Raw genomic sequence first — 12,567 nt, 5'->3', positions numbered from 1 at the left:
TACATTTGTTATCGTTAAACAATAATTATTTTTACAGATGACTAAAAATATACTTTTAAACATCGCAATTGTAATTTGTAAACTTATCAGGTTACTAATTGCAATTGCTTTTATAGGTGTAACTACAGTTTTGATTCACTTACAGCTAGACCGTAGTTATTACAAAGGAAGAGAAGTAAGTTTTAATTTTACAGATTATAATTACTCTATTTCACAAAAGTGGAAAATAAACACTAAAAGTTTAGACAAAGATGTTTATGTTTTGGGAGATATAAAAACAGGTTCTTTATACTTAAACTATCTAAAATATATTGCTGTATTAATTGTTTTGTTTTTAGCAATTATAGAGTTTCAAAAAGTGATGACTTCGGTAAAAGGAGTTAAAACATTTGAGCAAGATAATATTAGGTCTTTTAGGAATATCGGGAAATATATTTTTATTTATTTTTTATTAACTAGTTACCATTCTATGAATTTTAAGTTGGGCGGTTATAGTGGAACAACTATTTCTCTTACACCTCTAATTTTTATTCTAATAGCATTTATAATGGCAGAAATTTTTAAAGAAGGAAAGTTGTTGAAGGAAGAAAACGAATTAACAATTTAAATTATGAAAGACAATACTAACATTTTGACAATTATCACTTGGGGGATTTTATTGTCCTCAGTATCGGTATTACTCAATGATATGCGTGAATTTGACTTTAACCAGTTTAAGGAATTTCAAAATTGGGCAAAAACAGCAAATAAAAATGAATCTTGGTTTACATCAAAAAATGCTATAAAATGGAGTTACTACGCTATAAATGCAGGGTTATTTTTTTGGAGAGGGTATCTCATTTACGGATTTTCATATTTTTTATCCATTCTTAAAGAAATTGAAAACGGAAATTATTTTAGCGATAAGAATATTAGTTATTTTAAAAAGATTGGAAATATCTTTATTTGGTATACCATTAATGTTTTAGTATTAAGGTTTCTTTTAGCAGCAATTGGAGAATCTACATTTAACTTTTTTAATGAACTCAAGTCCGAATTTACATTTTTAATCCCAGCAGGTTTAGCTTTTTATATCCTAGCCGAAATATTTAGGAGAGCTAAGAGCGCTGAAGATGAAAATAAATTAACCATATAACTATGCCAATAATTGTAAATCTCGACATTATGCTCACTAAACGAAATATGAAGAGCAAAGAACTCGCTGAAATTATAGGTATTACTACAGCAAATCTATCCATTTTAAAATCAGGAAAAGCCAAAGCAGTTAGGTTCTCGACCTTAGAAGCCATTTGCAAAGCTTTAGATTGTCAACCAGCTGATATTTTAGAGTATGTTGAAGATTAAATTGTATTTTTGAGTTTAATTTATTTTATACGCTATGAAAAAATGTCTTTTAATTTTAATATGCCTTATATCTTGTGTTGGTTTTGCACAAGACAATCACATTGTAAAAACCGAAGATGGAAGGCGTGTGCTATTAAAAGCCGACTTTACTTGGGAGTATATTGATTTGAAGAAACCTTCAAATGAGAAAGACATAGCTACTACACCTAAATCGAATAAAGAAAACTCCTGTAGTCTTCCTCAAGATTTTGTGGAGCCAAAATTGAATAAAAAAATTCAATCTCAATTAAAAAAAGGACGAGCAACAATAGTTCATGTAAAAAAGAAAGTAGCTAAAGATTATAAGTGTAATGTTGAAGATGTAGTGCTATTATCAGTTTCTGAATCTAAGGCTAAAGGCGTTTATAATTTATGTGCTAATGGAAAAAAAGTAACTTACAAACGTAATGGACACAGTATTGCAAAAAAATAGATTTATTTTAGGGTTTTAATTTAAATATTCAATTTCCCCAGTTTCTCTATAAACTTTTTTGTTAATCCATTTGTGATAGCCTCGTTTTCTGGCATCAAGTAAATTTATATTTAGTTTTTCAGAAAAGAAAAAACCTTTTTTAAAACTTCGTCAAAGTCATCTAAAGCAAATAAATTCAAAATCTTATTTTTTTATACCAAAGATTTACTTCGTAGCCATTTGCAGTATTAAATACAGAAACATATTTTAGGCCTTCTAGGTTTTGCCACTTTTTATTATATCTAAAAATACTGATGGAATAACTATGTTGAATTTTTAGATTCGTAAAATTAAAGTATATATAATGTCTAGAAATAATAGGAAGTATATAAACAACTAATATTAAAAAAAGTATTACAATATATGTAATTGCTTGTGTTTTGTCGCTCAAAGTTAATTTATTTATAATATCACTATTAAAAATATAAATAACAAGAGCAATAAAACCAGATGCTAAAGCAGAAAACAGTATTCTATTAAACCACGGAGTTTTTGGTTCTCTTATTGTAAATTCTATCTCGTACATAAAACAAATGTATGTAAAATTTGTACTTTTATACCATGTATGCTTTAGTAGATTGTAATAACTTTTATGCTTCTTGCGAACGGGTTTTTAACCCTAATTTACAAGGGAAACCTATTGCTATTTTAAGCAATAACGATGGTTGTGTTATTTCTCGAAGTGATGAGGCTAAAGCATTAAATCTGCCTATGGGAGCGCCTATTTTTAAATGGGATGGGTTTTGTAAACTAAAAGGGATTAAGGTATTGTCTTCAAATTATCCATTATATGGAGATATGAGTCATCGCGTAATGACAATCTTGGAACAATTTACTCCAGATGTAGAAGTATATAGTATTGATGAAGCCTTTTTGGGGTTTAAAGGTTTTAATAATCGCGATTTTTCAGATTATGGGAATCAAATGCGTTTGCGTATTTTAAAATGGACAGGTATTCCAACTTGCGTTGGTATTGCGCCTTCAAAGGCTTTAAGTAAAGTGGCAAACAAAATAGCACGCAAATTTCCAAAAGAAACAAATGGAGTTTATGTAATTGATTCTGAGGAAAAACGAATTAAAGCCTTAAAATGGATTAAAATTGAAGATGTTTGGGGTATTGGTCGCGGATTACAAAAACATCTAAAGGCTAAAGGCTGTGAGAAAGCTATAGATTTTGTGAACCTTTCTGATGAATGGGTACGAAAAAAATTTGGTTCAACAGGTTTTAAATTGAAAAAAGAATTAGAAGGTATCCCTCAATTAAAACTTGAGGAAGTTATTGCCAAAAGAGCCATTGCAACCACCAGAAGTTTTGAATACACGTATTCTGATATTGATAATATAAAAGAACGCATTTCAACTTTTGCTACAAGTTGCGCCGAAAAATTGCGTAAACAACACTCTAGTTGCCACATGATTTATGTGACGCTAAGTAGTGATAGACATAAAAAAGGGTTAGAACAACATAGAGCTAGTAGAGTGGTAAGTTTGCCATATCCAACCGATTCCAACCTAGTTATTAGTAGTGAGGCAGTTAAAGCAGTTACAAGTATTTTTAAGAAAGGGATAAAATATAAGCGGGCAGGGGTTATAGTTATGGGTTTGGTGCCAACAGATAATCATCAGTTACACATGTTCGAGACAGAAAACCCAAAACACAAACCCTTAATGCATGCCATAGATAAGCTAAACAAAAAGTATGCAGATTATAAAATAAAGCTAGGGAATCAAGATTTAGAGCGTACCTGGAAAATGCGTCAAGAACGTTTGTCTCCTAGATATACTACCAATATAAAGGAGATTATTGTTGTAAAATGATAGAGTTGTATTTATATTATATTTGTTAGAGTTATAAAATTGAAAATGAAAAAACTTCTAGTAGTATTAATTACAATAGTATCATTATCACAGATATTTGCTCAAGAAATAACAGGCAAAATCACAGATTCGTTATATAAAGAAGATCAATTTTATATAGGAACAACTTATAATCTGATTAATAATAAACCAAATGGCTTAAAGCAAAATAGCTTTTCGTTAGGGTTTCATTTAGGGTTTATAAAGGATATGCCTATTAATAAAAGAAGAAATAAAGCCATTGGTATTGGACTTGGGTATTCTACAAATTCCTATATACAGAATATGCTCATCAATAAAGATAATATTGGAAACTATACATATAGTATTATTGATGGTAGTACTGTAAATTTTACGAAAAACAAGTTTTCAGAGCATGTTTTAGAGTTGCCAATTGAGTATAGATGGCGCACTTCTACGGCAAGTTCTTATAAGTTTTGGCGCATTTATACAGGTGTAAAATTCGGTTATGTTTTTGCAAATAGAAGCAAGTTTAAAGGCGATTTGGGGGATTTTAAATATGGAAACATTAAAGATTATAATGATTTTCAATACGGACTAACCTTAAGCGTGGGTTACAATACTTGGAATCTTTATGCGTATTATGGGCTAAATCCTATTTTTTCTGATAGTGCAAAAATTAACGGAGAAACTCTAGATATGAGTGCCGTTAAAATAGGTTTGATGTTTTATATTTTATAATGCACACCTTTATCTTCCTTGAAGAAAGGAATTAATCCTTTAAAGCCAATTGTTTACCAAAATCAATTGAGGAAGCATACCAACAAACATTCCCATAATTAATTCTGGATAAGTATGTGCTTTTAAGTGTAAGCGAGATGTAGCTGTTGCCCCAGTAATTATGCACATTAGTGCTAAAGTACCATTTATATTAATGCTAAAATGAATGCTTAAAGCTATAAAAAACATAAATACTCCAGAAATAGCTATCATGTGTATACTTGCTTTAAATTTAAAAAAAGCCAATATCAAGCAAGCTAATGTTGAAATTAAAACACCAACAAAAAAGAAGTAAAGTTCAATATATTGCTGAGGTCCTAGGATACGCTGTATTACAAGAAACATTATAATAGCGTTTAGTATTAAGGGAATAATACGCTCTTTTGGTGTTTCTAAATTAATGGTTTTAACCACTCCAAGAGTCTTTAATAAAAAATACGATAAAATGGGTAAAATAAAAGTAAGAATAGATACAGAAATAAGTTTTGCCCATATAACGTCTTCATCAATAAATCGAGGTGTTTTTGTAAAATAAAAAATAACACCAGCAATAGGCATTAATAAAGGATGAAATATATATGAAAAGCTCTTTAAGATTTGGTGCAGCATTATATCTTTTTTCTTAAACGAGCTACAGAAATATCTAATTGTTCTCTATATTTTGCAACAGTTCTTCTTGCTATAGGATAGCCTTTTTCTTTTAAAATTTTAGCTAAAGCTTCATCGGTAAGAGGTTTTTTCTTGTCCTCTTCTTCTATAACTGTTTCTAGAATTTTTTTAATTTCTCTAGTAGAAACATCTTCGCCTTGATCATTTTTCATCGACTCTGAAAAGAATTCCTTTATCAATTTAGTACCATAAGGGGTGTCAACATATTTGCTGTTTGCAACTCTAGAAACTGTAGAAACGTCCATGTTGATTTCATCTGCAATATCTTTAAGAATCATTGGTTTTAATTGACGTTCATCCCCACTTAAAAAATAATCTTTTTGGTAGTGCATAATGGCACTCATAGTTACAAATAATGTCTGTTGACGTTGCTTGATAGCTTCAATAAACCATTTTGCTGCATCTAGCTTCTGTTTAATAAACATAACCGCATCTTTTTGCGATTTGCTTTTATCTTTTGAGTCTTTATAGCCTTTAAGCATATTGTTGTATTCTCGCGATACATGCAGTTCTGGTGCGTTTCTACCATTCAAAGTTAACTCTAATTCTCCATCAACAATTTTAATTGCAAAATCAGGTACAACATGTTCTACAATACGATTATTGCCAGCATAAGAACCACCTGGTTTAGGGTTTAAATGCTCAATTTCAGTAATAGCATCTTTTAGCTGAATTTCAGAGATATCAAACTTCTGAAGCAGTTTTTTGTAATGCTTTTTGTAAACGCATCAAAAGCTTTGTCAATAATATTAATAGCTAAATCGGTATCCGATGTTTTTTCTTTTCTATGTAATTGAATACTTAAACACTCTTGAAGATTACGAGCACCAACACCAGCAGGGTCTAATTGATGTACAATTTTTAAAACACGTTCAACTTTATCCTCTTCAGTATATACATTTTGCGTAAATGCCAAATCATCTGTAATGTCAGAAAGTGAACGTCTTATATAACCACTTTCATCAACACTACCTACTAAAAATTCAGCAATATCACGTTCGTCATCAGATAGTCTGTAAGTGTTTAATTGATTTTTTAAATGTTGTGTAAAAGATGTGCCAGCAGCATAAGGCATTGTTTTTTCTTCATCATCGCTACTGTAGTTATTAGCTTGTGTACGATAATCAGGAATTTCGTCATCACTCAAATACTCATCTACATTAATGTCCTCAGCATTAATAGTTTCACTATCCTCATAATCATCCGTTCCGTTGTCTAAATCAGCATCAAATTCATCTGCCTTTTCCTCTTTACCACCTTCTAAAGCAGGGTTTTCTTCTAATTCTTGTTTCAGGCGTTGCTCAAAAGCTTGTGTAGGCAACTGAATCAATTTCATCAATTGAATTTGCTGAGGCGATAGCTTTTGAGATAATTTAAATTGTAAATATTGCTTTAACATGGTTGTTTGGTGTTAATCAAAGATAGAAAAAGCAATACGTAAACCAAAGGTCGTGCCAAACAATTCTCATCTAAAAATTTCAAGAATCTGGTTTTTTTGGCGTTACCCTAAGGGGTCGGGCTTTCCGCTGCTCCCAAAGCTTCGGGACTCGTACCTCCTACGTCGGGCTGTGGACTTTACACTACAATCCCTAACACGGGTTTATTCGCCAAAGTGATTTTATACACTAGCTAATTGCTAATCTTCTTAGCGTCCTAAAGTATTAACATGATAGATGCAAATGTGTAGTTTAATATAATTTTTTAGGTAAATCTAATTTCATTCTAAGATGATAGTCTCCATTCCAAGAGCAACTACCATCAGATAATATTATTTCTTGATTTTTATATCTTACAATATAAGTGTCTGTGGTTGTGCAATAACCAGAAGATTCCATATTATTAAGCTCTATTTCAAAATATTTAATAGATTCTATATCGTGACTATTTAACAGCTTTTCTTGATTTCTAAAAGTGAGATAGTATTTGTTGTCTTTTCTTCTAATTTTAATTTTTTCATCTGAACTATGAAAACATCCTTGTGATAAAACTTGTATTGAATAACTTTCTCCATTACTTAATTGATCAATGAATGGTGGTTGATTGTAATCTGAGTAATAATCTAAGTAAGTTAAGCATAAATCGATATTAAACCTTTTGCTATTAATTAATTCAAAAAGACCTTCTCGGTTTTTTGAAATATCGTTTTGTATTCAATTTTATATTTACCAAACTTTAATTTTTTTAGTATCTGTTTTCTATCATGCTTTGGTTCAACTGTTTTAATTAAAGTATCGTTTCTGAATAATTTGAATTCTGCTAAATAACTATTATTACCTTCTGGTCTGCAGTCTTTTATATTTACTTGTATTGAACTTTGGGCATTATTAACTCCACAAATAAATATTATCGTTGATACTATAATTATAACTTTTTTCATATCGCTAATAATTGTAGTTGGTTTTAAACCAGAATATATTTAAAACTAAGATTATAATCTAAAAATCAGCATTTTGTGGAGTTCGTGGATAAGGAATCACGTCTCTAATGTTGCTCATGCCAGTAACAAACATCACTAAACGCTCAAAACCAAGCCCAAAGCCTGAGTGAACTGCAGTACCATATTTTCTTAAATCTAGGTACCACCATAATTCTTCTTCTGGAATATCTAGAGCAGCCATTTTTTCTTTAAGTACATCTAAACGTTCTTCACGCTGTGAGCCGCCAACCATTTCGCCAATACCTGGAAAAAGAATATCCATGGCACGAACCGTTTTGCCATCATCATTTAAACGCATATAAAATGCTTTAATGTTTGCAGGGTAATCAAATAAAATCACAGGGCATTTAAAGTGTTTTTCAACTAAAAAACGTTCGTGTTCACTTTGCAAATCTACACCCCATTCGTTAATTGGGAATTTGAATTTTTTCTTTTTATTAGGTTTGCTGTTGCGTAAAATATCAATAGCTTCGGTGTAGCTTACACGTTTAAAATTATTTTCTAAAACGAAATTTAATTTTTCAATTAAACTCATATCGCTACGTTCTGCTTGCGGTTTAGTTTTTTCTTCGTTTAATAAACGTTGCTCTAAAAAATTTAAGTCTTCTCTATTATGTTCAAGTACGTAATTTAAAACGTATTTCATGAAATCCTCGGCTAAATCCATGTTACCCGGTAAGTCCATAAAAGCCACTTCTGGTTCAATCATCCAGAATTCTGATAAATGTCTTGATGTATTAGAGTTTTCAGCTCTAAAAGTTGGTCCGAATGTATAAACTTTACCAAGAGACATGGCATAAGTCTCAGCTTCTAATTGTCCAGATACGGTTAAATTAGTTTCTTTTCCAAAGAAATCTTTTGAATAATCAACTGCACCATTTTCAGTCAAAGGCGGATTTTTAGCATCTAATTTCGATACCTTAAACATTTCTCCTGCACCTTCAGCATCACTACCCGTAATAATTGGTGTATGCATGTAGTAAAACCCATTATCGTTAAAATATTTATGAATAGCGAAAGATAATGTAGAACGTAAACGCATTACCGCGCTAAATGTGTTGGTGCGTGTACGTAAATGTGCATTTTCACGTAAAAACTCAAATGAATGTTTTTTTGGTTGAATAGGATATTCATCTGGATGTGAATCGCCTAAAATTTCTAATTCATTCACATTAATTTCTACCTTTTGTCCTTTTCCTTGACTTTCAATTAATTCACCTTTTACATGTATTGCAGCTCCTGTAGTAATGCGCTTTAAGAGCGCTTCATCTGTATTTTCAAAATCTACAACACATTGAATGTTATTTAGTGTTGATCCATCGTTCAAAGCAATAAATCGGTTGGCTCTAAATGTTCTCACCCATCCTTTTATTTCAACTTCTGGTAACTTATTTTCTTGATTTAATAATTGAGAGACAGAATATAACTGCATACATATGGATTTTGAACAGTAAATATAATAGTTTCAATGTTTAAAATTCAAATTATAAATTCTAAAAATTTAATAAATTTTGAATATTTACAGAGAAAGAGGTTCTAAATTGTAATTAATATTGATTTTCAGGGAGTTCAGATTCGTTTTCATCTTCTTCAGGAATCACATTAATAGGCGGTTTTCTTAAAACTTCTTTGTTTGCTATGCTACGTTCAAGCGATAATAATAGAGAAGGTAGCAGCAATAAATTAGATAACATGGCAAATAATAATGTGGCTGAAACTAAAGCTCCTAAAGCAACTGTACCACCAAAACTTGAAATTGTAAACACCGAAAACCCAAAGAATAAAACGATAGAGGTGTAAAACATACTCACACCAGTTTCACGTAAAGCACCATAAACCGATGGTTTTATTTTCCATTTATTAGCTTGTAATTCTTGTCGGTATTTTGCTAAAAAATGAATAGTATCATCTACTGAAATACCAAAAGCTATACTAAATACTAAAATGGTTGATGGTTTTATTGGAACACCTATATATCCCATTACTCCGGCAGTAACTAAAAGAGGCAATAAGTTAGGGATTAATGATACAATAATCATTCTGCCTGATCTAAACATATATGCCATAAATAGTGAAATTAAAAAAATGGCTAAAGACAATGAAATTGCTAAATTCTTTACCAAATAGGTAGTTCCTTTTTGAAACACCAAGGCATTACCTGTTAAAGTAATGTTGTAACGCTCTTCTGGAAAAACTTTATCTATTTTATCTTGCAGATTTTCTTGAATACGCACCATTTTATCGGTGCCAATATCTTTCATAAATGTGGTAATTCTGGCGTATTGGCCAGTACTATCTACAAAATTTTTGAGTAAATCTACGTTTGAAGAGGAATTTTTAGCGTATGATAAAATAAAACTGTTTTCTTGAGAAGTAGGCAGTTGGTAATGTTTAGGATTACCATTATAATAGGCTTGTTTAGAATATTTAACCAATCCAACAACCGAAATAGGTTTAGATAATTCTGGTGTTTCAATAATTAAGTCTTCTAATTTATCCATCCGTTTTAAGGTGGATAATTTCATGACCCCTTTCTTGCGCTTGGTATCTACCATGATTTCAACTGGTAAAATACCGTTAAACTCTTCTTCAAAAAAACGAATATCATTTACAAATTGAGATTTCTGTGGCATATCTTCAATCATGCTACCCGAAATTTTAATTTGATAAATACCGATGATACTTACAACTAAAAGTAAAACAGATACCGCATAAATAGCAATACGTTTTTGTCGTACCATTTTTTCCATCCAGTTTACAAAGCCACCAATCCAACGTTTATTTAAATGTTCTAAATGGCGGTCTTTTGGAAATGGTAAAAACGTATAAATAATAGGAATGATAAGTAGGCACAAAATAAAAATAGCCAAAATACTAAGTGACGCCACAATACCAAATTCCTTTAGCAAAGTGCTTTCCGTAAGAATAAATGTTGCAAAACCAGAGGCTGTAGTAACATTGGTCATTAAAGTTGCATTACCAATTTTAGTGATAACGCGTTGTAATGACTTTACTTTATTACCATGTAATTTTACTTCGTGTTGGTATTTGTTAATTAAGAAAATACAATTAGGAATACCAATAACAATAATTAATGGCGGAATTAGAGCTGTTAAAACAGTAATCTCGTATTGTAAAAGGCCAATAATTCCTAAGGTCCACATTACACCAATACACACTACAATTAATGAGATAAATGTTGCTCTAAAAGACCTAAAAAAGAAAAAGAAAATTAGAGATGTTACTACAAGTGCTGCTATAACAAAGGTGCTAATCTCTCCAATAATATTTTCAGAATTTTTGGTACGTATATAAGGCATACCAGAAACACGAACGTCTAGATTATACTCTGCTTCAAAAGCCTTTATTTTTGGTTCTAAAACATTGATTACAAATTCTTTTCTTGCAGAAGTGTTTACAAGCGATTTTTCAAAATAAATAGCAGTACGAATGGTTTTTGTCTTGCTATTGAATAAAAAATTATCGTAGAAAGGATACTGATTAAAGAGCTCTTTTTGAAGTATTTCAACTTCAGCTATGTTTGAAATAGAATCTTTAATAAAGGGTTCTAAGTTAAATTTTTCTTCATTAGTATTCTTTACAAGTTTTTGAAGATCTTTAATTGAAATTACAGATTCAACAGCATCATTAGTATTAAATTCTTCACAAAATTTATTCCAAGCATTAAGTTTTTCTACCTCAAAAAGTGATTCGTCTTTAACCCCAATTATAATTAGGTTTCCTTCTTCTCCAAAAATCTCTAAAAATTTTTTGTAGGTAATATTTACTTCATGGTCGTCTGGTAATAAGTTTGCACCAGTATTACTAAAACGCATGTGTTGCCATTGGGTACTAAAGAGATAGGTTGCTATAACTATTCCAATGAGAATAATTATCTTATTCCTTAGAATAACTCTAGCAGTAATGTCCCAAAAATCTTTGTTAAAAAGTTTAAACATACATGTTTATAAAGATGCGCAAAGGTAGAAAAAACAATGTATTAAGCGCGTTAAATCGTTTATAATGTTAGGTTAAACGTAAATTTAAATGCTACATTATCTCCAATTGAAGGTAAATGATATGCACCGTAGCGATATGTGAAACTTAGTCCAAAACCAAACAAGAGTTTGTTAAGTTCAAAGCCAGACTCCGTAAAACCTTTTCTCAAAGAACCAAAAACTATATTTTGATGACGTTGCGGGTTATTCATATCTCCAATAGCATAACGTGTAATTAAAACAAGTTGCGGTTTGTAGCGTTGAGACACTTTAAATGGTTTTAAAAAATGTTTTAGTTGAATAGTGGTAAACTTATCTGAAAAGAATTCATTAAAAAACATCGTTTCAAAACTGGTTAAACCAGCTACTGAAAATCTTTGCAAAATAGTTTCTTTATTAATGTTGTTAGGGTAGGCGTGGTACAGGTGTGTTAATGGTATGTCTCCACCTGCTATTCCAGAAACTAGTGTTAATTCAGATACGTTTTGGTTTTGATGTTCAATCCTGTGAATCGTTTTAAAATCTAATTTTGAAAAATTAAAATCCCCTTTAAATGCATTTTTAATACCCTTTGTGTATTGAAGTGTGAATTTTGGATAACCATGTTTCATTTCTTTTAATACATCATCATCGCTTTTGAATTTATTGAATGGACTCCATTGAATTGATGCTTTAGCCATGCTAATTTGAAATTTATTATAAGTAGTTCCATCTAAAATAAATTGATAATTATAGGTGGGGTCTATATTACTTATGGCAAATTGTGCTTCAGATGATAACTTTGGGTGTAATTGATGTTCTAATGAAATAGCTTGTGTAATATGTTTATGAAACAAGTCAATATTTAATAAGCGCGGTTCAAAAAACTGAAAAAAACGCGTATCAGTTAAAAAATTAGAGCTACCTGTTTCTTGTAAGTCATCAGTATAAGAAATGTTCAACCATGTTTTCGTAGGTTCTGATAATCTTACACTTCCGCCAATACTATATTTAAAGGCTTTGTCTCTAAA

General features: G+C 30.7%; 12 protein-coding genes and 1 pseudogene. 6 read left to right on the top strand and 7 right to left on the bottom strand.

Translation table 11 applies throughout. From position 1 onward, the window contains the following. The first annotated feature begins 37 nt into the window (after window positions 1-37). From AC0L5U_RS12795 to AC0L5U_RS12770, 6 genes are all read left to right on the top strand, one after another. Window positions 38-607, top strand: a complete 570-nt coding sequence (locus tag AC0L5U_RS12795; RefSeq protein ID WP_473416799.1) for a DUF2975 domain-containing protein — start codon at window positions 38-40, stop codon at window positions 605-607. 3 nt (window positions 608-610) lie between these two features. Next, window positions 611-1,135 carry a DUF2975 domain-containing protein gene (locus AC0L5U_RS12790; protein ID WP_473416798.1) on the top strand — a complete coding sequence of 175 codons (525 nt, stop codon included), beginning with the start codon at window positions 611-613 and terminating at the stop codon, window positions 1,133-1,135. A 2-nt stretch (window positions 1,136-1,137) separates the two neighbouring features. After that, window positions 1,138-1,344 (top strand): helix-turn-helix domain-containing protein, encoded by a 207-nt coding sequence (locus AC0L5U_RS12785; protein ID WP_473416796.1) that lies wholly within the window; start codon window positions 1,138-1,140, stop codon window positions 1,342-1,344. A gap of 34 nt (window positions 1,345-1,378) precedes the next feature. Beyond that, the gene (locus AC0L5U_RS12780; protein WP_473416795.1) at window positions 1,379-1,816 is read left to right on the top strand and encodes a DUF3157 family protein; all 438 of its coding nucleotides are present in this window, start codon (window positions 1,379-1,381) and stop codon (window positions 1,814-1,816) included. A 600-nt stretch (window positions 1,817-2,416) separates the two neighbouring features. Beyond that, complete coding sequence (locus AC0L5U_RS12775) at window positions 2,417-3,673, top strand: Y-family DNA polymerase (RefSeq protein ID WP_473418287.1); 1,257 nt, start codon at window positions 2,417-2,419, stop codon at window positions 3,671-3,673. A gap of 45 nt (window positions 3,674-3,718) precedes the next feature. Further along, window positions 3,719-4,414, top strand: coding sequence for a porin family protein (locus AC0L5U_RS12770; protein WP_473416792.1), 696 nt, complete (start codon window positions 3,719-3,721; stop codon window positions 4,412-4,414). Window positions 4,415-4,453: 39 nt separating this feature from the next. On the opposite strand, the gene AC0L5U_RS12765 is transcribed toward AC0L5U_RS12770, so the two are convergent. The 7 genes and pseudogenes from AC0L5U_RS12765 to AC0L5U_RS12735 form a co-directional block, all read right to left on the bottom strand. Beyond that, window positions 4,454-5,062 (bottom strand): hypothetical protein, encoded by a 609-nt coding sequence (locus tag AC0L5U_RS12765; protein WP_473416791.1) that lies wholly within the window; start codon window positions 5,060-5,062, stop codon window positions 4,454-4,456. Beyond that, window positions 5,062-6,521: pseudogene (rpoN, locus tag AC0L5U_RS12760) on the bottom strand (RNA polymerase factor sigma-54). The gene AC0L5U_RS12765 and the pseudogene rpoN overlap by 1 nt, the downstream one beginning before the upstream one ends. 289 nt (window positions 6,522-6,810) lie before the next feature. Then, a complete protein-coding gene (locus AC0L5U_RS12755; RefSeq protein WP_473416790.1) occupies window positions 6,811-6,957 on the bottom strand; it encodes a hypothetical protein in 147 nt (48 codons plus the stop codon). A 269-nt stretch (window positions 6,958-7,226) separates the two neighbouring features. Continuing rightward, window positions 7,227-7,499: a hypothetical protein gene (locus AC0L5U_RS12750; protein WP_473416788.1), complete on the bottom strand. Its 273-nt coding sequence runs from the start codon at window positions 7,497-7,499 to the stop codon at window positions 7,227-7,229. A gap of 58 nt (window positions 7,500-7,557) precedes the next feature. Next, a complete protein-coding gene (gene asnS / locus AC0L5U_RS12745; protein ID WP_473416787.1) occupies window positions 7,558-8,991 on the bottom strand; it encodes an asparagine--tRNA ligase in 1,434 nt (477 codons plus the stop codon). Between the two features lie 115 nt (window positions 8,992-9,106). After that, window positions 9,107-11,518, bottom strand: coding sequence for an efflux RND transporter permease subunit (locus AC0L5U_RS12740; RefSeq protein ID WP_473416786.1), 2,412 nt, complete (start codon window positions 11,516-11,518; stop codon window positions 9,107-9,109). A 59-nt stretch (window positions 11,519-11,577) separates the two neighbouring features. Continuing rightward, entirely contained in the window at window positions 11,578-12,498 is a 921-nt protein-coding gene (locus AC0L5U_RS12735) for a hypothetical protein (RefSeq protein WP_473416785.1), read from the bottom strand. Between the last annotated feature and the right edge of the window lie 69 nt (window positions 12,499-12,567).

The organism is Jejuia sp. G7-7 (assembly GCF_055808955.1).
Note: the sequence above shows the minus strand (reverse complement) of the source record. Positions and strands in the feature narration are given on the sequence as shown.